Origin of the sequence: Dapis purpurea BLCC-M126, assembly GCF_050015975.1 — a bacterium.
Lineage (GTDB): Bacteria > Cyanobacteriota > Cyanobacteriia > Cyanobacteriales > Microcoleaceae > Trichodesmium.
In genome coordinates this window covers 23,526-49,917 of record NZ_JBNHER010000286.1, presented here as the reverse complement: position 1 = coordinate 49,917, position 26,392 = coordinate 23,526, and the positions used below count along the sequence as shown (strand labels likewise).

The 26,392-nt window shown below is 34.6% G+C and carries 16 protein-coding genes and 1 pseudogene; 9 read left to right on the top strand and 8 right to left on the bottom strand.

Going from position 1 to position 26,392, the window contains the following annotated elements:
* Positions 1-765 precede the first annotated feature (765 nt).
* Positions 766-1,605: an urease accessory protein UreD gene (locus tag ACP6PL_RS26130; protein WP_426548260.1), complete on the top strand. Its 840-nt coding sequence runs from the start codon at positions 766-768 to the stop codon at positions 1,603-1,605.
* Between the two features lie 5 nt (positions 1,606-1,610).
* Positions 1,611-2,138, top strand: a complete 528-nt coding sequence (locus ACP6PL_RS26125) for an urease accessory protein UreE (RefSeq protein WP_426548259.1) — start codon at positions 1,611-1,613, stop codon at positions 2,136-2,138.
* Positions 2,139-2,544: 406 nt separating this feature from the next.
* Here ACP6PL_RS26125 and ACP6PL_RS26120 read toward each other — a convergent pair.
* Positions 2,545-3,236: pseudogene (locus ACP6PL_RS26120) on the bottom strand (transposase).
* Positions 3,237-3,329: 93 nt separating this feature from the next.
* On the bottom strand, positions 3,330-3,464 hold the full coding sequence (locus ACP6PL_RS26115) for a hypothetical protein (protein ID WP_426548258.1): 135 nt from the start codon (positions 3,462-3,464) through the stop codon (positions 3,330-3,332).
* A 73-nt stretch (positions 3,465-3,537) separates the two neighbouring features.
* Between ACP6PL_RS26115 and ACP6PL_RS26110 the strand changes: the two genes are divergently transcribed.
* The 4 genes from ACP6PL_RS26110 to ACP6PL_RS26095 all read left to right on the top strand — a co-directional run bounded on the left by ACP6PL_RS26110 (position 3,538) and on the right by ACP6PL_RS26095 (position 10,696).
* A complete protein-coding gene (locus ACP6PL_RS26110; RefSeq protein ID WP_426548257.1) occupies positions 3,538-4,230 on the top strand; it encodes an urease accessory protein UreF in 693 nt (230 codons plus the stop codon).
* Between the two features lie 286 nt (positions 4,231-4,516).
* Positions 4,517-6,229, top strand: coding sequence for an urease subunit alpha (gene ureC, locus ACP6PL_RS26105; protein ID WP_426548256.1), 1,713 nt, complete (start codon positions 4,517-4,519; stop codon positions 6,227-6,229).
* A gap of 629 nt (positions 6,230-6,858) precedes the next feature.
* Entirely contained in the window at positions 6,859-8,160 is a 1,302-nt protein-coding gene (locus ACP6PL_RS26100; protein WP_426548255.1) for a tetratricopeptide repeat protein, read from the top strand.
* 436 nt (positions 8,161-8,596) lie between these two features.
* On the top strand, positions 8,597-10,696 hold the full coding sequence (locus tag ACP6PL_RS26095; protein ID WP_426548254.1) for a mechanosensitive ion channel family protein: 2,100 nt from the start codon (positions 8,597-8,599) through the stop codon (positions 10,694-10,696).
* A 472-nt stretch (positions 10,697-11,168) separates the two neighbouring features.
* On the opposite strand, the gene ACP6PL_RS26090 is transcribed toward ACP6PL_RS26095, so the two are convergent.
* Both ACP6PL_RS26090 and ACP6PL_RS26085 read right to left on the bottom strand, forming a co-directional pair.
* Positions 11,169-11,705, bottom strand: a complete 537-nt coding sequence (locus ACP6PL_RS26090) for a P-loop NTPase family protein (protein ID WP_426548253.1) — start codon at positions 11,703-11,705, stop codon at positions 11,169-11,171.
* A gap of 342 nt (positions 11,706-12,047) precedes the next feature.
* Positions 12,048-12,605, bottom strand: coding sequence for a hypothetical protein (locus tag ACP6PL_RS26085; RefSeq protein WP_426548252.1), 558 nt, complete (start codon positions 12,603-12,605; stop codon positions 12,048-12,050).
* Between the two features lie 264 nt (positions 12,606-12,869).
* On the opposite strand from ACP6PL_RS26085, the gene ACP6PL_RS26080 reads away from it, so the two are divergent.
* Positions 12,870-14,618 carry an ABC transporter ATP-binding protein/permease gene (locus tag ACP6PL_RS26080; RefSeq protein ID WP_426548251.1) on the top strand — a complete coding sequence of 583 codons (1,749 nt, stop codon included), beginning with the start codon at positions 12,870-12,872 and terminating at the stop codon, positions 14,616-14,618.
* A gap of 736 nt (positions 14,619-15,354) precedes the next feature.
* Here ACP6PL_RS26080 and coaE read toward each other — a convergent pair.
* Positions 15,355-16,023 carry a dephospho-CoA kinase gene (gene coaE / locus ACP6PL_RS26075; protein WP_426548250.1) on the bottom strand — a complete coding sequence of 223 codons (669 nt, stop codon included), beginning with the start codon at positions 16,021-16,023 and terminating at the stop codon, positions 15,355-15,357.
* A 560-nt stretch (positions 16,024-16,583) separates the two neighbouring features.
* On the opposite strand from coaE, the gene ACP6PL_RS26070 reads away from it, so the two are divergent.
* Entirely contained in the window at positions 16,584-21,740 is a 5,157-nt protein-coding gene (locus ACP6PL_RS26070; RefSeq protein WP_426548249.1) for a CHAT domain-containing protein, read from the top strand.
* 247 nt (positions 21,741-21,987) lie between these two features.
* A complete protein-coding gene (locus ACP6PL_RS26065; RefSeq protein ID WP_426548248.1) occupies positions 21,988-22,329 on the top strand; it encodes an NfeD family protein in 342 nt (113 codons plus the stop codon).
* A gap of 540 nt (positions 22,330-22,869) precedes the next feature.
* Here ACP6PL_RS26065 and ACP6PL_RS26060 read toward each other — a convergent pair.
* From ACP6PL_RS26060 to ACP6PL_RS26050, 3 genes are all read right to left on the bottom strand, one after another.
* Positions 22,870-23,583, bottom strand: coding sequence for a response regulator transcription factor (locus tag ACP6PL_RS26060; RefSeq protein ID WP_426548247.1), 714 nt, complete (start codon positions 23,581-23,583; stop codon positions 22,870-22,872).
* Between the two features lie 532 nt (positions 23,584-24,115).
* Entirely contained in the window at positions 24,116-24,829 is a 714-nt protein-coding gene (locus ACP6PL_RS26055; protein WP_426548246.1) for a response regulator transcription factor, read from the bottom strand.
* Between the two features lie 429 nt (positions 24,830-25,258).
* A complete protein-coding gene (locus tag ACP6PL_RS26050; protein ID WP_426548245.1) occupies positions 25,259-26,005 on the bottom strand; it encodes a response regulator transcription factor in 747 nt (248 codons plus the stop codon).
* Positions 26,006-26,392 lie beyond the last annotated feature (387 nt).

The following is a 26,392-nucleotide window of genomic DNA, read 5'->3' as shown; positions in this document are numbered from 1 at the left end:
CTACATCGCTCTATTTAGTATACGCTATATATAGTGTCTTTGCGTAAGTCCTGACTTTATGACTTAGATTAGTTGTCAAAATTAAATTTTTTTCCTCCATTTTTTATCTATTTATCTTTCCTAGTTCCAGCGTTCTCTATCTCTTTTTACCTGTTCTGTCACTGTAGCAATATTTTATGAAAATGGTATAAGAGTTTGAGAACATTCAAGAATTGAGAATTGAGAATTGAGAATTGAAATTTCCAGGCAAGGAATTAGGCATTTTTGACTTATAAACACTACATATCTATAACGTTATAGTTTTTGAACGCTGTATATAGTGTTTTTCTGGAATTTATCTCAGAGTTTGAGAACCTTTTTTGGAGATCTCTAGTCACTAATTTGAATTTGAAAGAGTGATGGGCACAGATAATTTAGAGATAAAACTAGAGCGCAATAGTTGTAGTAGGAGTATCTTGCTCCCATACCAGTTATACTAAATCTGGTTTATAAATTACTATTTTGGGCAGATGGGGAAATGGGAGGATAGGGAAATGGGGAGATGGGGAGATGATTAAGAGGATTTTGAAAAATCAGCCTTTGATAACTGGATTTGGTATTATTCCTTTTTCCTGCACCATGACTATGCAGGACTACCTTTTGAGATTCTAAACACATATCTATAACGTTATAGTTTTTCAACTCTGTATAGAGTATTTTCCCGTAATTTATGTCAGAATTTGAGAACCTTTTTTAGAGATGTCTAGTAACTAATTTGAAAAAGTGATGGGCAGAGATAATTTGGAGATAAAACTAGAGCGCAATAGTTTTGGTCAAACTGTAGTAACTCATCAGTATACAACTCATCCTTTGCGTTTATCTGGTGTATTTCGCCTGGATACGGCCGATATCCGTACTGCTTACTTGTATCTTACCAATACATCACCTGGTTTATTGGCAGGAGATAATTTGAGTTTATCTTTACAGCTAGAAAAGGGGGCTAGTCTTTATCTTACTGACCAAGCTGCCATTAAAGTTCATGCTATGCCAATCACAGCTACTAAAGCAACAACTAACATAAAAATTAAAGTTGAAGCAGGAGCGAGATTAGAATTAGTACCAGAACCTCTAATTTTATTTGCAGATGCGGCATTGGAGCAAAGTACTTACATTCAACTTCACTCTGACGCAGAACTTTTTTGGAGCGAGATTATTCTTCCTGGCAGACTAGCTAGGAAAGAGTGGTACGAATTCCGCTATTATTTTAGTCAGTTAGAGATTAGCTCAATGGCAGAAGAAATATGTTTTAGAGATACTATTCACTTAGAAGGAAAGCACAATCTATTCAAGCACAGCGATCTATTTGCTTCAAAGCCTGTACTAGCTAATTTAATCATAGTCCAACCACACAGCGATATTGAGGTACTTACTCAAAAACTCGAAAATCTTGAGGGAGCTAATTGTTCCGATCTGCTCTTAGGTAGTTCTGTATTACCTAATAATAAAGGTTTATTGATTCGTGTTTTAGCTAGTAAAACTCTACAAATAAAAAAGTATATTAAATATGCTTTAAATTCTGTCCGTCATTTAACTAACCGCTCCAGTTTACCCTATATTCCCAAATAAATTAAATGGTCGAACAAATTAGAGAAATAGCAGAAACTTATCTAGGTAATCTGACAAAGGATGCAAACCTATCACAAAGGGTAAAATCAGCCCGTACTTTAGACAATTGTTTAGAGATATATCTGAGTCAAACCGATAGTGGCAAAGGCAGAATTCAAGCTAAATCAACTTCTGGAACAATTGTAGGTATTATTAAAAATAGAGATTGGTCTATATCTGAAGGAGATGTATTTATTACCAAATCTGGTCAGCTATTATTAATTCATCTACAAGAGCAAAGATTGATGGTCTTAAGTTTTACCGAACCTGTAGAAAACTACACCATAGAATTGGTTCATCTAGGTCATGTTTTGGGCAATCATCACTGGCCAATAATTATTAAAAAAAATAAAATTTATATTCAATTAATAATAGATGCAGAGATAATTGAAGCTACTATTACTAAGTTTAAAATTCCTGGTTTGAAAATAGATTATGAATCACGCTCTCCCCAAGAACATTTACAATTTTCTCACCATAGTCATCATATCTAAATAGGGTTTGCTGAAAAAGTCTTTTAGTAGGGGTAGGAGACAGGAGACAGGAAACAGGAGACAGGAGAATGGGAATGTAGAGGAGTGACTGTGCGTATTGATTTGGGGGCGGGTTTATTTCATCTAATGGTTAAACTCGTTCATTTCAAAAACAAACCCGCCCCTACTATTGTACTATTTTAGATAAAACAGTCTGCTACTCACTAATAGACATCTCCAAAAATTATCAAGCACTTACTGTAACTATCTTTGAGAGAGCGATGTAGCTGCCGCTAGGCTCCGCCAACGCCAGCTCCTCCAGATAGTCATTTTTGATGAGATTTATAGTATTACAGATAGTTATTGTTAATTATTTACCATTTTTATGTAATTATTTCTTGCTTTTTATTATACCTAAAGTTATGACTTATGTTAACATTAGTGTTCCTATTCTTAATCTCACTAAACCACATATTGTTAAAATTACTTTTTCATAATTACTCTCTTTTAATCTGAATCTTTCTCGTGCCACTCTAAATATTTTTATCAGTCTTATTACATGTTCTACAAATATTCTTTTTTGAGCTTTTTTTTGATTCTCTTTCTTTACTTTGTATGACATTTTATAGTTTCTTTTTTTTTCTTTGGCGTGTCAATTCTTTCCCCACCTTGATAACCTTTATCTCCTTGAAATATTTGTTCTTTATCAAACTTTTTTTGTTGTTTTTTGAATAAATTTATATCAGTCTCTGGACCTCTTTCTCCTACTATTACATCAACTATTTCTTCTCCCTTATCTGTGATTACTATTTGATTTTTCAACGTATGACTTTTTTGCTTTCCTGAGTAATATTTTTTCTGCTTTTCATCATTTTTTGGCCTGAAGATATCCTGTTCTGTACTATCAACTATCAATTCTATTTCTTTCAAAGCTTCTTTTATCCATAAATATTCGTTTTCTTTTCCCGAGAATTCTTCTAGTAAACTAGATGGTAATAATTCCCTCAAAATATCTATCCAATAATGAAAAATATTATTTGCTGTTGACTCACTAACTCCAAATATTGCTCCTAGCAGTTGAAATGTTGGTACATGATGCAAATAATATAATGTCAACATTATCTCTTCCGCCTTGCCTAAAGACTTTTTTCTTCCTCCTCCTGCCTTAATTAATCTTTTTTCTTCACTGGCGTTGGCGGAGCCTAGCGCCAGCTATCTCGCCTGTCTTTTTTTTTCTTCAACTTTTTGAGCATTTTCTATTAATTTTATTAGTTGTTTATCTGTAATACCAATAATCCTTTTTGTTTCTTTTGGATGATTATAAATATATTCTAATACATTATTCATTTGGGGACAGCATATATATAATTGGCCACTACAATTTTACCTTAATTTCTATTTTGGAGAGGTCTAATCCCTAATGACTGAAATACCCCAACAACTTGCCTTAATGCAGTTATCTGATTCTTTTTTCCCAAGTGGTTCTTTTACCTTTTCTCACGGACTAGAAACTTTAGTTCAAACTGGAAAAATTCAGTCAAAGCAAGAAATTTTGTATTTCTTGCAAATATTATTACGGAACAAAGTTGGAGTTAGTGATGTGGTAGCATTAATTCACAGTTATCGCGGTATTAAAAACGGAAATCTAGAGGCAGTGAGAGAAGCTGATAAACAACTATTTATTCAAACGGCGATCGCTAAAAATAGAGAAACTCAGCGTCAAAGTGGACGAGCTTTGCTAATGGTAGCTACTTCTACTTGGCAAGACGAACGATTAAAAAGTCTCAATCAGGAGGCTATTAGCGGGAAAATACACTGTTTACATCCAGTTATTTTTGGTGTTATTACTTCAGTAGCAGGTTTAAAGGAACGAGATGCAGTGTTGGCTTTTTTACATGGTTTAGTTACTAATATATTGGGAGCAGCTATTCGTTTGGGTATTTTAGGACATATACAAACACAGCAAATTTTACTCCAATTAGTACCAGATATTGAAGCAGTTTGGTCAACTGCTGCATCAATGAATCTAGAGCAAATGTGGTCTTGTACTCCTTTGATTGATATCGCTCAAATGCAACATCCCAAATTAGCTCAGAGGTTGTTCGCTAATTAATTAAAGCTCGTAGTAGGGCTTCAGCCCGAAATCCTGTTCCCAGCTCTAATATTATCTTCGGTTAAATAGTTATTATAAGAGGACATACGCAAAATATCAAATCACACACCATCTGTAGGGGCGATTCGCGTTTGCGCAGCATTCCGGAGGAAATCGCCCCTACTAAAGATCGTGGTTATGCGTAAGTCCTGTATAATTAAAGCTCGTAGTAGGGCTTCAGCCCGAAGTATAGATAGGGATGAAGCCCTACTACAAACACAAACTTGATTATTTAGGAATTAAAGTTATGAGTTATCGTATGAATCGACGCGCTTATGCTGATACCTATGGACCAACAGTAGGCGATCGCGTGCGTTTGGCAGATACAGAATTATTTATTGAAGTGGAACGAGATTACACGACTTATGGTGATGAAGTAAAGTTTGGTGGAGGCAAAGTAATCCGCGATGGAATGGGACAATCACCCATATCTCGTGAAGCTGGTGCGGTAGATTTAGTAATTACTAATGCCCTAATTCTAGATTGGTGGGGTGTCGTCAAAGCTGATATTGGCATCAAAGACGGCAAGATTGATAAAATCGGCAAAGCAGGTAATCCCTATATTCAAGATGGGGTAGATATTATTATTGGTCCATCTACTGAAATCATCGCTGGAGAAGGACATATTATTACAGCAGGGGGAATAGATAGCCACATTCACTTTATTTGCCCTCAACAAATAGAAATAGCGATCGCTTCTGGCATAACCACAATGATAGGAGGTGGCACAGGCCCCGCAACAGGTACGAATGCTACCACCTGTACTCCTGGTAAGTGGAACATTTGGATGATGCTGCAAGCTGCCGATGCTTTTCCAATGAATTTGGGCTTTTTGGGCAAGGGAAATAGTGCGAAATCAGAAGGGTTAATAGAACAAATTAAAGCTGGAGCTATGGGTTTAAAACTCCATGAAGATTGGGGAACAACTCCTGCTGCCATTGACACTTGTTTGAGTGTTGCCGATAAATATGACGTACAGGTAGCCATCCATACAGATACTCTGAATGAAGCAGGTTTTGTGGAAAACACGATCGCTGCTTTTAAAAACCGAGTAATTCATACCTATCATACAGAAGGTGCGGGAGGTGGACACGCACCAGACATTATTAAAGTTTGCGCCCTCAAAAATGTATTACCTTCTTCAACTAATCCGACTCGTCCCTTCACTGTCAATACTTTAGAAGAACATCTTGATATGTTGATGGTCTGTCACCACCTGGATAAAAATATTCCTGAAGATGTAGCCTTTGCTGAATCTAGGATACGCAAAGAAACTATTGCAGCGGAAGATATTTTGCACGATCTAGGGGCATTTAGCGCGATCGCTTCTGATTCTCAAGCAATGGGTAGAGTAGGAGAAGTAATTATTCGTACTTGGCAAACTGCTCACAAAATGAAAGTACAAAGAGGTATTTTAGGTTCCGATACAGAGGAAGTAGCGGATAATTTTCGCGCTAAACGCTACATTGCTAAATATACTATCAATCCAGCAATTATGCACGGTATTAGCGATTATGTTGGTTCCATTGAAACAGGTAAATTAGCCGATATTTGCCTTTGGAAACCTGCGATGTTTGGGGTTAAACCAGAAATTGTCATTAAAGGAGGAGCGATCGCTTGGGCACAAATGGGCGATCCAAATGCTAGTATTCCTACACCCCAACCTGTATATATGCGTCCCATGTTTGGTAGCTTTGGTGGCGCAATTCCCACTACTTCTTTAACCTTTGTCTCTCAAGAAGCATTAAATGATGGGATACCCCAACAAATCAGTTTAAAAACTCCTGCTGTAGCTGTTAGTAATACACGAAAGATTAGCAAAGCAGATATGAAACTCAATGAAGCTACCCCAAAAATAGAAGTGAATCCTGAAACTTATGAAGTGAGAGCAGATGGTGAACTACTAACTTGTGAACCTGCCTCTGTTTTACCAATGGCGCAGCGTTATTTTTTATTTTAAACAATCTTTCTATAGAACCCATTTGGGATATTTTTAACTAATGGGACTTACACAACTTAATGATTAAAATTAGTTTATAATGCTTTTCATTAACTGATAATGGATAATTACCTCTGGTTAAAACTGTAACGGAATTGAAGATAAAGAAATAAGATTTCTTGTCTCTATATTTGCTCAGAGAATCAATTGAACAGTATATTTGAGTTAATAATATTAACATCAATCCTGTTACCGAATAATTAAGGTCTAAAGCCTTCTATTTCAAGAGAAAAAGCGGTCGAGAGATGGCGAGGTTTCCCGCTATTATACCATTTATCAAAAATGTTGCTATGTTTGATTAGGTGGGGGAGGGTGGGAGGTGAGGGGAGAATTAAATATAATAATAATTAACATTAACTGGCTTATAATTTGGGAATAAGTTATTTTTATTGTATTAATTAATTAATAACTGAAGTGTCACTCAAGTATAGCATTACTTTTGGGAATTGGTATTACAGAGCCGCTCCGAAGTGCGCCATATCCAATCGACCAAGAGAAGAAAAAAAATCATTTTGGTCAATCCTATCCGTTTTAAGGAGAGGTAATAATTAATTATTGAAAGAGCAAGAGTGAGGACTATAAAAATCTAAATGATAGGAAAATTTCTGCTTTGTTGCCTGTTGGTAACTGTTTTATGTGAGAAAACAAATAACCAAATATTGGCTCTTCCTTTGCCTGATAGAGATGCTTTGTCAGAAACTTTAGTTACTCCATCTTTAGCAGTTTCTAACCCTAAATCTCAACTTTTAGAAGTTCTAGAAACTGTGAATCAAATGGAGGATTCCCAAGCAAAAGCAATTTTACTTAATCAGATTGCTCTTAAATATATTGAATTAAGTGAGCTTGAAAAAGCTGAAGAAATCCTAGCTAAATCTTTGGCAATTACTAATAGTTTAGTAGAGCAAACAATACAAGTCAATTTACTAACTAATATTGCCCAGCAATATGCACAAATTGGGCAGTTAGACAAAGCGCAAGAAATATTAGAACTAACAGTAGAAATTGCTAATTCTGTTGAGGATAAGCTCACACAAGGACAATTATTACTGGAAATTGCCCTGACATATCAAAGTCTTGGTTTAGAAGATTCATCACAAACCCTGATTTCCCAAAGTCAAACCCTAATTTCTGAAACTAAAACAATTACAGAAGAACCCCCACCTGTTGCTGAATATCCTTTTCAGGAAGAGCGGGTGGAGTTTAGTCTTGGTTTTGCAGCAACTATTTCTTCTTTTCGAGATACTACCTGGAATATAGGCACAAATTCTAATCTTTATAAGCAATGGCCAAGGTCTGATGTATTCATTGATAGCAGTGTTTCTGTTTCTTTTGATAGTAGCAGAGCTGAGGATGAGAAATATCGTCCTAGCAGTTTGACTGCAGTATTATATCGCCGTCATTTGAATCAAGACTGGCATTTTGCAGCCAATCTGTTCGCCAACACTAATCAAGAACTATTGGCTGCAAAAAATGATGATGAAGACTTAACAGTTATTATCTCGCCCACTGTAGGAGCAGGATTCAACCTGTGGCGTGGAGAAACTGCCAAGGAGTCTTGGGACATTCAATTTTTCTTTAGTCCTCGTTATGAATATGATTACATTGACTTTGAAGAACGGCGGAATAGAGTTGACCCCACACTTGGTATTGCTTTTATCGGAAGAGGGGTGAAAATTGGCAGTGCAACTTTTAACCAAATATTTGTCTTTGGTCAGTCTTTCAGGGATAGCGAAAACTTCATTAGTACATATAATACTACCTTTTCTATTCCTATTAGTAAAAGGTGGTCATTTACTAATCGATTATTTCTAAGATTTAGAAACGAAACTATTTTTGAGGATAATCCTCAATGGAATTTTTATTATACAACTGGTTTAAATTTTAAGTTTTAAAATTATCTGTTGGTAAAAGTTTCAATAAATTATTTTTAATAACAGGTATTCAACTAGACATAATAGGATCATTTAAGCTTCTCACTTACAGACGGGAGCAAGATGCTCCCACTCTTGAATAATTTAATCGGAACTTACCTACAAAGCTTATCTGTAGGAATAATATAAAATCTGGATAATTAATTATATAAACTTTGTAGTTGGGCTTTAGTCCTAAGATAAGGATTTCAGGGGCTAGAGCAAAACTACGAGCGTAATTGTAATATGAAATACAAAAAATTGTGCAAATATACAAATCTCTCCATCTCCCCATCCCCCTATCAATCTTTGGTAGCAAACATTAACGTATTTCATATAATTATTCAACCGGACATGATATTTTATAAATTGCCCGTACAAAAAACACAATTTATAAATACTTTCTCACAGATTTAATATGAATAAAACTTTCAAACAAACTATCAAATTTCTTATAATTAGTATTCTCAGCTTAACCTTAAGCTTAACTTTGTCCCCTAAAACTTTAGGACAAATTCCTTTGTTTATGCCCGGAAGTGATAACCAAAGTCCTCAACTTACATCTAACCCTTGGGACTTACATAAAGCTGTTCGTTGTGGTAGGTTTTGGTGTAGTGACATTAATTTCATTGACGGTGACCTAAAGCAAGGATTAAAAGGAGATTTAACCTTAGCTGCACCTCAAGACATCAATAGCTCAAATGTGGAAATTATCCAACAATTAGAACAGCGATCGCAATTAGTTGTACAAATCTTTAAACAAATTATTAACTTTATTATCAATCAGCAAACAGAATCAGAAGTTCCATATAGACCAGATTGGCAATTTTGGCTGCCTACAACAGAAAAAATATTACACCCTTTGACCCCTCAAGTAGAAGTGGGCACTGAAAATCAACAGACTGTTATTTATTTACCAGAGCAACCCAAATTAGGCATAACTACACAAACTATTGTCACCATCACCGATCCAGATGCTAAAGCTAATGGAAAAAACATTCAAGAATTAGCTGAGATTTGGCGTAACAACATTCGTACCTCTTTCAGTTATATCCTCTGGGGACATGAATTATATTTACAACATCCTGGGTGGCGAGCCAAAATCTCTGTTGTAATTATTGTCCTAGTATTGGCACTTATCTGGTTGAGTCATTTAATTCGCAATTTCCTGATCAAACATAACAAAGAATTGCGACAACAACTTAGTCAACTAACCGAAAGTATAGCGACTAAAGCTGAAGTTAATAGTGTCATTAAGCCTGAAGTTAACCCTGACAGTATAGAAGAGAATATAAGTAACAGAGAAGAACCCTCAGAGACAATAAAACTAGAAAAGGAAATAACTAGGCAAGATAATATTTCAGTTCAACCTTCCATAAAGCAATCTTCATCCCCGCCATCACACATAAATTTATTCAATTTGATTCGGCGTTTAGCTCGGAAAACTAAGTCACTAGCGCTTAAAACTCCAATTTCTACAACAAAGTTTTTTTTGCAACGTCAAAACCTGATTAAACAAAGACAAAATTTCTATCAGTTGTTTGTGAGACTGATGTTGATTTTTCAATTCTTGTTACTATCTCTGGGGTTGATTGGAATTGTGTTTACTTTTCGCCAAACCCGCTTTCTTTCGTTCTATCTCTTCGACCAAATGGTAATTTTAATTATTCTATGGCTAGGATTAAGCTTAATAGATAAACTGGGAAGTATTCTCATTGATTTTCTGCTCCATCGTTGGGCACAAGAAGGACAGCTCCTGTATCCGACATCCAATCGTTATACTCTCAGAGTTGATACTTATTCTAAGACACTCAAAAAAGCTATTAGCTTTTTTACAATTTTCTTTGGTATCTACTTGAGTCTCTTCTTACTAGGAGTTAATCTAGCAGTATTAGCTAGTGCAGGTTTTTTTGCTGTTGCCGTAGCTTTTCTTTCCCGCAGTATACTTGAAGATCTGTTGAATGGAATCTTAATTCTATCAACCGATCGCTATGCTATTGGGGATGTAATTGATGTTGGTGGTGGAATGTCAGGGTTTGTAGAGGATATTAATTTATTTATCACTTCCCTACGCAATTTAGACGGACAATTAATTGCTATTCCTAATCGTAGGATCGACTCCGTAATTAATATGACTAAAAACTGGTCAAGGGTTAATTTTACGATCAAAATTGCTTGGAATGAAGATGTTGATCGAGCCATTGAAGTGATGACTCAGGTAGCAAATAAATTGCAAAGTGAAGAACAGTGGAAGGAACATTTCCTTGATCCAGTAGAAGTTTTAGGTGTTGATGAGCTATCCCATGAGGGGATTCTGATTCATTTGCTCATTAAAACGCCACCAGCCAAACATTGGTCACTGGGTCGTGAATTTCGTCGGCGAGTGAAAAAAGCCCTTGATGAAGCCGGAATTTCCTTGGGTATTCCCTATCATCATGTTTCTGTTATTGAGCCTTTTCAAGCAGATAACAATAATCAACTATTCGTCAATTTTCAGCAAAAAAAAGACTCTAAATAGTAGAAGTAAGGAAAAAGGAAGAAATCTTGGAGAAAAAAAGATAAAAATGATAGATATAGGTGTCTAAAATGAAAGCATATGAGCAGACAAAAAACAAGGTGCTGATAGACTAGCAGAAATTTCCAGGGAAAGAGGTATTAACCCTGATGAAGTTTTGTAGTTATTAATAAAGCAGGCGATCACTAAAGAGTTTATTTAAAGGCGATCGTTTAGTAATACTATCTGATTTTCCCTTCTCTTTAGGGAAGTTGCATGAAACATCCCTACCAGAATATTTTTTTATAATTGATTATCGGAACATAATATATTATGTTCGGTTAAATAGTTATTATAATTACAGTTCGTAGTAGGGCTTCAGCCCCAACTAGTAGATCGGGCTGAAGCCCTACTACAAACAAAAACTTTATTATAAGTGATTATCCGCAATTCGTAGCTCCCCCGGAGGGGGCACATAATATAAGTCCTAATTATGTTATGTATTTTCGGAGCTTGTCTCAGTTTCAATTAACTTCAAAAATTCTGCAATTTGTTCAGTTGATTTGAGGTGATAGACACACTTACTGTTTTGAGCTTGTTCAATATAATCTCGATATTTTGGAGTCAGATACTTGTGACATAGCCAGAGATTACGGTAGCTATTCATAGAACTCTTTAATAGTGGACTACGTTCCGGCCACCCATCGGGAGAGACAAAAAAACTTGTTAAAAACCGTTTTGTCACCCACCAAAAGTGAAGGGGCAAAGGTAGGTCAATGTAAATCAGGGTATCAGCTTCATTTAGCCTAGGCCATAGCGTTTCAATAGAACCAAATCCGTCAATCACCCATTCATTACTCCCTAAGATTTTGTCGTGAGTAAGCTTATATTCGCTATCTGAAACTTCTGTACCTCCTGAGCGATATTTGATTTTGTCTAAGACATAGAGGGGAAGATTAATTATTGCGGATAATTGCTTGCTTAGGGTTGACTTACCACCACCTGCATTACCAAATACGGCTACTTTTTTCATAAAAATTTTTACAATAAAAAACTAGAATTTAGTAGGTTAGGTTGACAAAGGAAACCCAACAATAGGTATTTTAGACACTATAGTTTAACAGGTTTATCTTAACCAAAAAATATTATAACTATTATTATGTCAAAGCTGGATATATGAAGTAATAGTTATGCCTATTTTAACAATAAAATACTTGAAAAAATTAACCGCTGAATATCCCGATCATCAAATGGAATTAGTGGGAAGATAAAGTGTCTGCTTGCATAGCTGCGATCGCTCAACTTCATCAAGGTACTATTCAAAGCCCACCAGTTAAGGCAGTATATTTTGCCTTTTAATTACACATATTTCAGACTAATTGTTGATCTGATTAATCTGCTGTATGACATAATTATAAACAGATTCAATTTCTCGAAAATATTCTGATTCATTAGCATTATTTGAGACAAAGAATAAAGTCAAACATTTTGTCGTTTTTCCTTCTGATTCTAAATTATCATTACCTACTACAACTTTCACCGGATTCTCAGTAAATTGATAATTTGTCAATTTAGCTATTTGATTAAAAGTATTAAATAACTGCTGATATTCATCATCATTACGGGGCATAACTGCTACATATCTCTGCCTCATTGCTGAATCTTTTGTAGAAAAATGACCTTGACAACTAGAATAAGTTATACAATTTAATTTCAGAATTAAAGCAATAATTAAATCTCTAACTCCTGGTTCAATCGACCGCTTAAAATAACGATGATATTTAGTAAAAATTGGTGAATCACAACAAGCAGCAGTACCGTCAGTATTAATATTACCGTTAGCACTATGTTTAAATATGTCAAATTCTGTTACTTCAACAAATCTATCTTCCCAGGAATCGACAAAAGATTTTAAGTCACTAAATTCAGTCATAATTTTAATTTTTTTTTACGCCAAAATAAGATTAAACTGTATATAAATAATTATATATTATGTAAATAAAATTTTTCCAAAAATCTAACTATAGATTTTTTTTGGCGACAACTATAAACCTTAATAAAAAAGTTTTGTTCTAGATATTATAACATGAGCTATATCTTCAAAACTGATTATATACATTCAGAAATTATATCACTACCCCCGGAGCTTATTTGATATAGTATGCAGATTAGCTTTATTTATGTTAAGTTATAGAAAATGAAAAATATAAAACTTTTTTTCCATGCTTTCCAGAGTTTTTGGGCAATTGGTAAACTATATTGGTGGGATTCTCCAGAGAAATGGCGAGCAATTGGTTTACTTATATTGCTGCTTTGTTTTCTCAGTTTAGATTCAACTATAGGAGTTAATCAACTAAAACAACAAGGAGAATTAATTTCTGCTTTAGTTGATAGGGACTCTGAGAGATTCTGGCAATCTGCATTTTTCTATATTGGTGCTTCGATTGTTTTAGCTGTGACTGTTGCTACTTGGCAGTATATAGAAGATAAAATTCGTCTGTATTCTAGACAGTGGTTGACTAAATTTTATTTAGATAAATATTTTCAAAATAATTGTTTTTATAGAGTCAATACTTTTTATCGAGAAATTGATAATCCAGACCAGCGAATTACAGAAGATATTGCCTCATTTTGTCATCGTTCTATAACTCTATTTAGGCAGTTTACCTTGGCAATTATTAACCTGGTTCAATTTGGAATTTTACTTTGGGAACAATCAAATTTCTTGGTTCTAATTTTAGTCATATATTCTCTCGGAGGTATGCTGATTACAACTATAGGTTTTGGTAAAATTTTGATTCCAATTAAAAAAGAACAACTGAAACGAGAGGCAAATTTTCGATTTGGTTTAGTGAGAATTCGAGAGAATGCTGAATCAATTGCTTTTTATAATGGAGGTAATAGAGAATTTACCTATATTAAGCAGATATTTGCTCCGGTTTTAAGTATTTATAATAAAGTAATTACTTGGGAGAGAAACTTAGATATTTTTCAAAACGTATATGGTTATATTACCTGGATGTTACCAGCATTAGTTATTGGTCCGAGAATTTTGGCAGGGGAACCAGGGTTAGAAGTGGGAGCAATACAAAAAGCGAATGGAGCTTTTGGAAGGGTCTTTAAATCCTTGAATATTATTGTTAGGATGTTTGAATTCCTTACCAGTTTTATCGCAGGAATTGAACGTTTAGAGAGTTTTGTCAAAGTTCTAGAAGAACCAAAAGTATTGTCTGTAGAGAGTAGTACAACAATTGATACAGTTGAAGACTCACGTTTAAGTTTACAGCAACTGACCCTGCAAACCCCTAATTATCAAAGAACTTTAGTTAAAAATGTATCTATAGAATTACAACCCGGAGAAGGACTATTAATTATGGGGATGAGTGGTGGTGGAAAAAGTTCTATATTGCGAGCGATCGCTGGTTTATGGAATTCTGGAACGGGAAAAATTTACCGACCAAAATTAGAAGAGATTCTTTTTTTACCACAACGTCCTTATCTGATTTTAGGTTCTTTGCGAGATCAACTCTTATATCCACGCACTGACTTAAATATTTCTGATGCAGAAATTTACCGAGTGCTAGAAGAAGTTAATTTACCAGACTTAGCTGAAAGATTCGGTGGTTTAGATACTACTGAAGATTGGGATAGTGTTTTGTCAATGGGAGAACAACAGCGCGTAGCTTTTGCTCGTCTATTGCTAACTCAACCCCGTTATGCAATTTTAGATGAGGCAACGAGTGCCTTAGATGTGCAAAATGAACAAAGTCTTTACCAACATTTGCAAAGTTTATCAACCACTTATATTAGTGTAGGACACCGACCAACTTTGTTACAATATCATCATCAAGTTTTGGAAGTGCTAGGTGATGAAACTTGGCGAGTGAGTTCTTCAGAGGATTATAAGTTTATGTCTAACACTACCTTTTTTTCCTCTAGGGAATAGCAAAAAATAGGCATTGTTCAATAATTGATAATTGATAATCACCTCTCCCTAAAACGGATTGGATTGAATAAAAGGAAAATTTTTTCTCTCTTGGTCGATTGGATATGGCGTTAGCGTTAGCGGCTCTGCAAGAGCGGGAGACCTCGCCATCCCATCCTAACGGACTGCTTCGCAAACGACCGCTTGTTTCTCCACGGCGAGTGAGAGGCTTTAAACCTTAATTATTCGGTAATTGGTGGGATAATTTTCTACGCACAACTACAAACAAAAACTTTTTGATAACTAATCATCCGAAATATTTCTTCCTTCTTCCTTCTTACTTCTTCCTTCTTCCTTACTCTCAAAAAAATTAATTCCAGATCCTCTAGCAATCTAATTGATAGTTAAATCAACTTGATTCGGGGGAGTACCTGGAATTAAATTTTGACTTGACTTTATAGTTATGAATTTTGAGTTACTAAACTACACTTCATCTCGTCCACTACCTCGTTCATTAAAAAATATCCTAACTTGAGTTAAAAAATTTTGGATATTTGAGGTTGAATTATTTAATTGGAAGCTGCAGAACTTGCGAGAGACCATCATAGAGATTATGATGGAAATATCAATAGATAGGTAGAGACTCATGGGATTTTTCCATTGTCCATACAAGGAGTTTCTACTATTTATACACACCTTATGTAGTGTCTTCAGGATAAAAGGGGTGATAGCTTTTCTATGACTTTAAGTGCTTTTTTCAGCCAAAAACTGAATTATTTTGCCGGTAAGCGATTGCTGAGTCCACTTGTTTCAACAAGATTTCTAGAGTAGAGGAGTTATCCACAACTATATCCGCCTTTTGACATTTTTCTTCCAGGGACATCTGATTATTAATTCGAGTGTAAGCTTGTTTTTGACTCAAGCTGTCTCGTTTCATTAATCTCTCTATTTGTTTTTGGGGTGTAGCCCATATAACCCAAATTTCTGTTACTAAGTCAGTCATCTTAGCTTCAAACAACAATGGTATTACTAATACTGCTGTCGGATCTTGAGAAGTAGTTTGATGAGATGTTACTTCTATAGAATTTTTCTGCTCAGATTGACTATTTTTTACGAGAAAATGCTGAATATTCTGTTGAAAGCGATCGCGAACATAAGGATGAATCTGTTGCTCTAACCAATGTAACTCGTTTTGATCGTTAAAAACAATGTCTCCTAATTTTCCCCTATCTAGGTTACCATTAGGTAAGACAATATTTTGACCATAGTGTTCTACTATACCTTCTAAAATTGATGAACCAGGTTGTACAGCTTCCCGCGCATAAATATCTGCATCCCAAATTGGAAACTGGTAGTTTTTACTCAAATAATTAGAGACTGTAGTTTTTCCGGTGCTAATACCGCCAGTTAAGCCAATTAGACGCATAATTTTCAGGTCAAAAGTTAAAATTTAAAAGTCAAAAGTTAGTTAGATAAATAATAGTGGACTGACACACCTAAAATTTTGCAATAGTAGGGACGGATTCAGTGTTCAAATTAATACATCAAAATTCCATGATAAATCCAGCCCTAATGCAGATTCCCTATTCTGTGTCAGTCTAGTAGGGACGTTTTATGAAACCTCCCTAGAAGAATGGTGTTTTTAGCATTTGGTTCACTCACCTGAAAACCCCTATAACTATCGGGAGTCTAGCTTTATTTATCTACTCAGTGGAAAGTCCTACTCTATTTCCTTTTTCAAACCATTGATTCTATGGTTATAGCATTACCCAAATAGGGGGCAGACATTGATAAATCTTCAAACTTAGTTAGGATATTATTTCTTACTTGCGTCACTATACAGGAGAGTTCTGAATATTATGGATTAGAGTAGGAATGAAACCATAGTAATCTCATAATAAATTACTTCTGAGATGATTAAAAAAAATTATTTTTGACTAAAAAATGGTTTTATGATGCCCATCAGAAAAAAAATATCACAAACTAATGAACGATGTACCCATCTATAAAATTTACCAGATTCTTATATCCGTCCCCTTAACTGGACTTTGGGTATTGGACATTGCTACACTCTTTCCATTCAACAACAGCAAAAATAATGGTAGGGTCGGAATAATTCCATGGCCAATATTTTCCGCTCAAACCGCATTAGCCCAACCATCGACTCAACCAATAGCTCCCGAACCAAACTCAACTAATACAGTAGTAACTCCGGTAAAACCATCAAACAATTCTTCTCAAACCCGCTTCGATATTAAAGGTGGAAAGCGATCAGAAGATAATGCAAATCTTTTCCATAGTTTCAGTAGATTTAATCTGGGAGAAAACCAAATTGTTAACTTTATATCTAACCCCAATATAAAAAATATTCTAACTCGTGTTACGGGTGGAGATGCTTCAGTAATTAATGGTTTAATTCAGGTGACAGGGGGAAATTCTAACTTATTTATTATGAATCCCGCTGGTATTTTTGTGGGTAAAAATGCTAGATTAGATATACCTGCGTCTTTTGTCGTAACTACTGGTTCAAGTATTGGTTTTGATAATGGTTGGTTTAATTCTAGAGGTGAAAATAACTACGATATTTTAACAGGAAGTCCCAGTGCTTTTTCCTTCCCCATTACTAATTCTGGAGCAATAATAAATGAAGGTGAATTAACGGTTGAAGCAGGAGAAAGTATAACTTTATTGGGTGGCACAATTATTAATACAGGTAAAATATCTGCACCTGGTGGTGAAATTACAATCTCTACAGTTCCAGGAGAAAATATAGTTCGTATTAGTCAAGAAGGGCGTTTGTTAAGTTTAGAAATAAAAACTGAAGATGGAGAAAGTTTAAGCACAAATTCTACAGAAGAATTACCAACTTTAAATGCTTTATCTATACCTGAAATGTTAACTGGTAATAGTGAGGCTATGGAAGTAGCTACTGGAGTGATGGTTAATGATGATAATCAAGTAGTTTTGACAGGCTCAAATCTGATAATCCCTACAGATTCAGGTACAACTATTGTCTCTGGTTCCCTGGATATTTCTTCGGCAGAAAATTCAGATTTTTTAAACAAAAGTAGAATCAATATTTTGGGAGAAAAAGTAGGATTATTTGATGCAAAACTGAATGCTTCTGGTATTCATGGAAGTGGAAATATTAGAATTGGTGGAGATTTTCCAGGTTTAGCAACTGTTCCTAATGCTACTCGTACTTATGTCGATGAAAAAACACAAATATCTGCTACATCTTTTCTAGGTAAGGGAGGTAATGTAGTTATTTCAAGTGTAGAAGAAACTAGATTTTTTGGTAAAATAGAAGCTCTTAGTCATGTCGGGGAAGAGTCTGTTTCAGGAGAACAAAAATCTACTGAAAATAGAGTAGAAGTTTCTAGCCAAGGATCTTTGATTTTTGATGGTACTATTAATTTAGGTTCTCCAGATACTTTAGGGAATTTATCCTTGAAGGCTGAAAATATTAATATTGTAGATGGTAATATTGATATCGCAGATAATTCTTTATCTGGAGAAACGACAACAGAATCTGAAATTCCTGAATCTTCAATAGAAGAAGATCCTTCAACTGGAGAAACGGCAACAGAATCTGAAATTCCTGAATCATTGATAGAAGAAGATCCTTTAATTGGAGAAACGGCAACAGAATCTCAAATTACCAAATCATCAATAGAAACTATATCAGATACAAATATTAGGATTGAAGCATCAGATAATATAACTATCAACAATTTATCTGAAGCTGAATTAAACTTTGCCAATACAAGAGGTGAAATCTCATTTATAGCAGATAGTGACCAAAATAATTTAGGTTCATTTACGATAGATTCACAAAATACTATTAATACTCAAGGGGCAGCAATTAGTATTTCTGGAACAACAATTAATACGGGTAGTATTAATACAAAAGGAGGAGAACTAAATCTGAGCAGTAGCCAAGGTTTTGTTATGACTAATAACTTATCTACTGCCAATCAAAATATAACAGTAGAAGGTAATGGAGGAGATATAAATATTGATGCTCATGGAGATATTATTACAGGAGAAATTAATTCCAGTGGAGAGTCCAGAGGTGGAAATATTAATATCAATAGTCAAACAGGTAGGATTGAGATTAAAACAGTAGGTATAGACGCTACTTCTTCAGATGGTAGAGGTGGGAATGTTATGATAAATGCTGCTATTGATATTGATACAGAAAATATTAATGCTGAAGGTAAACAAAGTGGTGGAAATATTGATATTACATCTGAAAATACTCTCAACCTTCGGCAAATATCAACATCAAGTGACAATAGAGAAACTGGCAATATTTCTATCACTGGAAACGAAATTAACCTTTTAGGTGGGGAAAATAGTATTAGTAGTAATGGAAAACTTACCCTACAGTCAGCATCAGAAAATCAAAATATTACTGTGGGAGGGTTTGAAAATAGAGAAGGGGAGAATGGCCATTCGCCCCTTCACCTAACAACATCAGACTTAGCAACTTTGGCAGATGGTTTTGCATCTATTACCATCGGGAAATCTGAAAATTCCGGTACTATTACTATATATTCTCCAGAAAACAGCAACAACAATGGAGTGACATTTCGCGATCCGGTGACTATCCAAGCAGAAACAATTACAGGTACAGGTACAATAACCGGAACAGATGATGCCAAAATTACTCTAAATGCTAATCGTAATATTCTTACTGGGGATATTTCTGCACCTGGAGAAATTAGTGTTAATAGCATTCAAGGAGATGTCAAAATTGGAGATGTGACTGCAAATACATCAGAAAATAGCATGGGGAACATTGATATTGTTACTGGGAGTGGTGCTATAGAAACAGGAAAACTAACTACTACAGGAACAACAACAGGAGGAAATATTAATCTAGAGGCAGGCGATCGCCTGACTACAGGTAGAATAAATTCCAGCGCTACATTAGGAAATGCTGGGGAAGTTAAATTGAGTGCGGAAAATGATATTGAAGTTATCTCTATACGAGCAGAAGGTGGAAATATTGGAGGTAATATAGAGATTAGTACGAACGATACTCTCAGAATAACAGGTACTTTTTTCAGTCAAAATCAGAATATTGCTAGCATTTCTACTGCTGGAGAAGTAGTAGGGGGAAATATTGCTATTAGTACAGGAAAAACACCTTTTACCGTAGGAGATGCGACAACTAACGGTTCTGTAGGAGCAATTACAGATGGCAAATTTACTATTTCGCCTGATCGATCTCTACCCAATAGGTTTAATCTAAAAGAAGTAGAAAACTCTCAACTAAATAATAATAACTCTAGTGAAACTACAACAGAAACCGAGTCACAAAGTCAAGAAAGTCAACCCCAACCAGATTCAACAGAGTCTAGCAATTCTAACGAAGAAAGTCAAACTGCTACAGTTACTCAACCCGAATTAGATGAAGCATCGGAAAATCCAGAATTAGTCGAAGTATTAGATAATATAGAGGTAGAAACAAGTAAAATTCCTATTGAGGAAGATAATGAAGCATCCGTAAACACAAACCAAGAAGTACAGATAGCATCTCAAGATCCCGAAGCAAGTTCACAAGTTTTAGACAGTTCTGAAATTACTACCTCAGTCACAGAAAATGTAGATAATCTCCAAGCATCTATAAATTCAGAAGAACAAATTTTCCCATTAGTGGTAGAAAATCAAAATCAAACCACAGTAGAATTAGAACAAACAAATAATTCTCAACTTCTTTCGGAAAATCTAGAGACAACTATTATTTTAGAAGATACAAGCTCTAGCCTAACTCCACCAGTTTCCGAGCGAACGGTTGCTATAGAAAATCCTGCTCAAGGTAAGTCTTCCCAAAAACTAACTCCAACCATAGTTGTAGAAGAAAATATTACAACTACTGCTTCAGAAATTTCTCCCAAGAATAATTTCCATCAAATTAGCCTAACAGATACTGTATCCCAGATAGAGCTAACCAGAGGCAGAGAATTTGCTAGTTATTTAGGAAAAAATATCTCTAAGAGAACTGCCACAGCAGCAAATATTCGCAATACTCTCAGTAGTGTTGCCAAAATAGGCATCAAACCAGCAATTATATATGTTTCTGCACAACCCAATTATTTAGAACTACAATTATTTTTGCCCAATGGCAAACCAGTTGTTAAAAGTATTAAGAAAAACAGGGAGGAGGTAATTCAGGTTGCTAAAAAATTTACCAACCAAATTAGAACCCCTCGTCAATTAGATTCTCACGATTATTTATCAAATGCTCAAAAATTATATCAATGGTTGATTGCTCCAATAGCTCAAGAATTGCTGGATAATAATATAAATATGACAATTTTTTCGATGGATAGTGGGTTGAGAACTATTCCGATAGCAGCTTTACACGATGGTCAACAATTCCTAGTAGAAAAATATAGCTTAGGCTTAATTCCTAATTTTACTTTAACAGATACAAGATATGTCGGATTAAATGGTGCTCAAGTTTTGGCAATGGGAGCATCTGAATTTCCTGCTAATGCTAATCAAACTCCTCTACCAGCAGTACCTATAGAACTTCAAACCATTGTGAATGATCTTTGGCAAGGTAAGTCTTTTTTGAATCAAGAATTTACTCTAGAAAATTTGAAGCAGCAACGCAGCAAAGAAAAATTCAGAATTATTCACTTAGCTACTCATGGAGAATTTCATCCAGGAAGTGCTGACAATTCTTATATTCAATTTTGGGATACTAAGCTACGCTTAAATGAGTTGCGTCAGTTACGTTTGTATACTCCCCAAGTAGAATTGTTGGTCTTGAGTGCTTGTACTACTGCTGTGGGAGATGAAGATGCTGAGTTAGGTTTTGCAGGGTTGGCAGTGCAAGCTGGAGTAAAGTCTGCTTTGGCAAGTCTTTGGTACGTTAGTGATACTGGCACATTAGCTTTAATGACTGAGTTTTATCAACATTTGTCAAAAAGACCTATTAAAGCAGAAGCGTTACGAGCCGCTCAATTAGCAATGTTAAGGGGAGATGTACATTTAGAAAATCGTCATATTCTCCGAAATGGTAATCAACATTTGGCTTTACCATTAGAGTTAGTTAGAGGAGGTAAGAGAGATTTATCTCATCCTTATTATTGGGCAGCATTTACCATGATTGGTTCACCTTGGTAATATGAAGCAGCTCTTAAGGGAAATAAGGAAATTAAAAATCTCACTTTCTTAGACAAAAGGGAGCTTAACTGCTGATTGAAAAAAAGTTTCTACTTTCGAGCAAAAATTCCAGATTTACAACTGGGAATACCGAAGCTTAAAATATAGAACAAAATTAATACTAAAGTTTCTATAGCTTAATTACTAATTACCCTTTTTCTACAGATAATCGTCACAATTAACTTATATATTAGGATAGGAGTTGTAAATGTCAAATACTTTTAATGGTGTCTTACAAAATTCTAGTTCAGATAATCCATATCTTTTAGCTATGTCTAAGGAAGCAGTTGTTGATGAAATCATCCGACCAAATGAACTTGGTAGAATCCGCTATCGGGGTAGTATATGGAATGCTAAATCTCTCCAAGAAACTACCATTTATCCTGAAGATATTGTGTATGTAGTAGGTAATGATAATATTACTCTGATTGTAGATACTTTTCCTAATAGCGATTATAATGATCTTTGCCAAAGCCAGAAAAAATCACCTTCTGCAACTCCTTTATTTTTCCTTGGTAATTTCTTACTACTGCTCTTAATTTTGCTGTAGTTTCAATCACTAATATTAGGTGCTTTTGAACAACAAATGACAGAAAAAATTCAATTTATGTCATGTATCCTTTTAAAATTCCACTAGATGCCTATTTTGATTAGTGATGTACTCCCACACTGAAATATTGGTGTGGGATTATGCGACTATAAAATATTGACATTTTTATCAACAAAAAACTACTAAATTAGGTTAGTCAAATTAAAGCTTTTTATTAGTTAATAAATGCACAAATATAAACAGTAATATAAACATTTATTTGAAGTATTTATCGATTAGGTATGTCCACATGATTCAAACAATAAGAGGAGCAAATTTTTATAAAAATTACCTGGGAAAATTGAAATTACTTATATTAATTGCTATGCATTAATGCTATACTTCACTAAGACTTCAACACTCAAGTAATTATCCAGATTCAAAGTCAGTTTTTGACAATTATCAGTCAATTCAGTAATTATTATTCCCACATTTATCTCTCCCCCCACCTCCCACACTTCTCTACCCAATCAGATGTAGCAAAATTTTTGAGAAACGTTATTACTCCTCTATAGAATCATTTTCTGCTGGAGTTTCAAACTTATAACCTACTTTCCAAACAGTTGTTATATACTCAAAATCACAGCCACATTCTCTCAGCTTTTTGCGAATCTGAGCAACGTGTACATCAATACACTTTGGGTCTACCAGCCAGTCATCATTCCAGACTTCATTGTATAATACAGACCGTTCCCAAGCATGGCCTGGTTTACTAGCCATACAAAATAATAAATTAAATTGTATATGAGTTAGAGGAATAATTTTATTCTTAAATTTCGCTTCTCTAGTAGTAGAATTTATTACTAAATCCCCGAATATAAGTTGCTCTGATTTTTTTTGAGAAGGTAGTCTTTGACGCTTTAAGATTGCTCTAATACGGGCACCAAGTTCTACTAAACCAAATGGTTTTTTGAGATAATCGTCAGCACCTAAGGCAAAAGCTCTGGCTATATCCGGCTCATCACCTAAACTGGTTAGCATCAGTACAAACACATCATTATAATTTTGCATTTCCTGACAAAGCTGAAAACCTGTAGTGTCAGGTAGATTGATATCTAACACAACTAAGTCTGGTTGAAATTCCTTAAATAAAACTAAGGCTGTTTGACCATCTTCTACAGACTCTACTTGATAGTTTTGTTGACTTAAATAGCGATGAACTAAGTTTCTAATTGCTGGGTCATCATCCACCACAAGAATCTTAATAGATACCATATTAAAACTATCCCATTTTTTCCATCGTTACTTTATCAGTTTAACTGCTAGGGCAATTATCGCAAAATCAACTCTTGGGTGAATGGCCATTCGCCTGTACAGGAGTCAGGAGAAAATCATAGTGGTCATTTCAGTTATCAGTTATTAGTTTATCAGTACCTCCTGGAATAGGGAGACTTGAAACCTTATTTTTTGGTCAATGAAGATGATTTTATAGCATAAATACCTGCCAAGCTGTGGATTTTAATACTACTTTTAATGTTACAATTTGACGTGCGGAATCTGGGTTGCTGCTCCTACGCAAAGATTTTAGTATGGGGTTATCCTACTATAAAATATTTCCATTTTAATCAACAAAAAACTGCTAAATCAAGTTAGTCGAATTCAAACTTTTTATTAGTTAATAAATGCACAAATATAAACAGCAATATCAGCATTTTTTTGAAGTATTTATCGAATAAGCTTGTCCAGATTATCCAAAGAATAAGAGGAGCAAATTTTTATAAAAATTACCAGGCAAAATTAAAATTACTTACTCCTCTAGAAAATGATTTTCTACTGGAGCTTCAAACTTATAACCTACTTTCCAAACAGTTGTTATATACTCAAAATCACAGCCACATTCTCTCAGCTTTTTGCGAATCTGAGCAACGTGTACATCAATACACTTTGGGTCTACCAGCCAGTCATCATTCCAGACTTCATTGTATAATACAGACCGTTCCCAAGCATGGCCTGGTTTACTAGCCATACAAAATAATAAATTAAATTGTATATGAGTTAGAGGAATAATTTTATTCTTAAATTTCGCTTCTCTAGTAGTAGAATTTATTACTAAATCCCCGAGTTGCTCTGGTGGTGGTGGATGAGGTGTTCGTCTAATACGGGCAAGAAGTTCTAATAAACCAAATGGTTTTGTCAAATAATCGTCAGCATCGAAGTCATATCTGATTGGATAATATTCATTATCACTTAAACTGGTTAGCATCAGTACAAAAACATCATTAGATCTTTTCATTTCCTGACAAAGCTGAAAACTATTAGTGTCTGGTAAATTAATATCTAAGACAACTAAGTCTGGCTGAAATTCTTTAAACAAAACTAAAGCTGTTTTACCATCTTCTGCAGACTCTACTTGATAGTTTTGTTTACTTAAAAAGCGATGAACTAAGTTTCTAATTGCTGGGTCATCATCCATCACAAGAATTTTCTTAGATACTATATTAAAACTATCTATTTTTTCCATTGTTACTTTACAAGTTTAACTTCTACAGCAATTATCGCCAAATCAACTCTTAGGTTAATGGCTATTCGCCTGTACAGGAGTCAGGAGAAAATAGTCATAATTGAGTAAACAATTAAGTATTTATATAGTATAACTACCTACCAATTCAGCGATTTTAATGCTACTTTTAATGTTAGAAGTTAACGTGTGGAATATGGGTTTATACTCCTACGTAAATATTTTAGTGTGGGGTTATCTTAATATAAAATATTGACATTTTAATCAACAAAAAATTGCTAAATCAGGTTAGTAAAAATCAAGTTTTTTATTAGTTAAAAATGCACAAATATAAACATTTATTTTAAATATCGATGAGTAACCGTGTCCAGATGATTAAAACAATAAGAGGAGAAAATTTTTATAAAAATTACCAGGCAAAATTAAAATTACTTACTCCTCTAGAAAATGATTTTCTACTGGAGCTTCAAACTTATAACCTACTTTCCAAACAGTTGTTATATACTCAAAATCACAGCCACATTCTCTCAGCTTTTTGCGAATCTGAGCAACGTGTACATCAATACACTTTGGGTCTACCAGCCAGTCATCATTCCAGACTTCATTGTATAATACAGACCGTTCCCAAGCATGGCCTGGTTTACTAGCCATACAAAATAATAAATTAAATTGTATATGAGTTAGAGGAATAATTTTATTCTTAAATAAAACTTTTCTAGCAGTAGAATCTATTACCAAATCCCCGAATATGAGTTGATCTGATTTTCTTAGATGAGGACTATCGAAGGGATCGTGAGGCTTAAAAATTCGTCTAATACGGGCAAGAAGTTCTAATAAATAAAATGGTTTTGTGCGATAATCGTCAGCACCTAATTCAAAACCTTCGACTATAGTTGGTTCATCAGCTGAACTTGTTAGTATCAGTACAAAAACATCTTTATAACTTTTCATTTCCTGATAAAGCTGAAAACCAGTAGTGTCTGGTAAATTGAGATCTAAGACAACTAAGTCTGGTTGAAATTCTTTAAACAAAACTAAAGCTGTTGCACCATCTTCTGCAGACTCTACTTGATAGTTTTGTTTACTTAAAAAGCGATGAACTAAGTTTCTAATTGCTGGGTCATCATCCATCACAAGAATTTTCTTAGATACTATATTAAAACTATCTATTTTTTCCATTGTTACTTTACAAGTTTAACCACTAGGGTAATTATGGCAAACTCAACCCTGAATCGTCAAAAAGTTCCTATATTTTTCTTCTTAAAATGACAGAAAAATTGGAATTGAAGTGTGCTTTCCTTCAAAGTGTAAGTATTTAACCATAGATGATATAAAACCCATTTTATATATACGATACGATCGCGAATGTCGGGAGTGTCAGAGGTTTGGGGAGAGGGGGGAAAAGGGGGTAGAGGAGAAAGTTTAGGGAGATGAGGTATTGGATGTATTTTAAATTCATCTCTAACTTTTCTGCCTTACTTTCATAATAAAGCTTCTTTCTAAACCGGATTTAGTATGATATCAAATCCGCCTAATTGGACATATAGCAATCTGATATGAATTGTG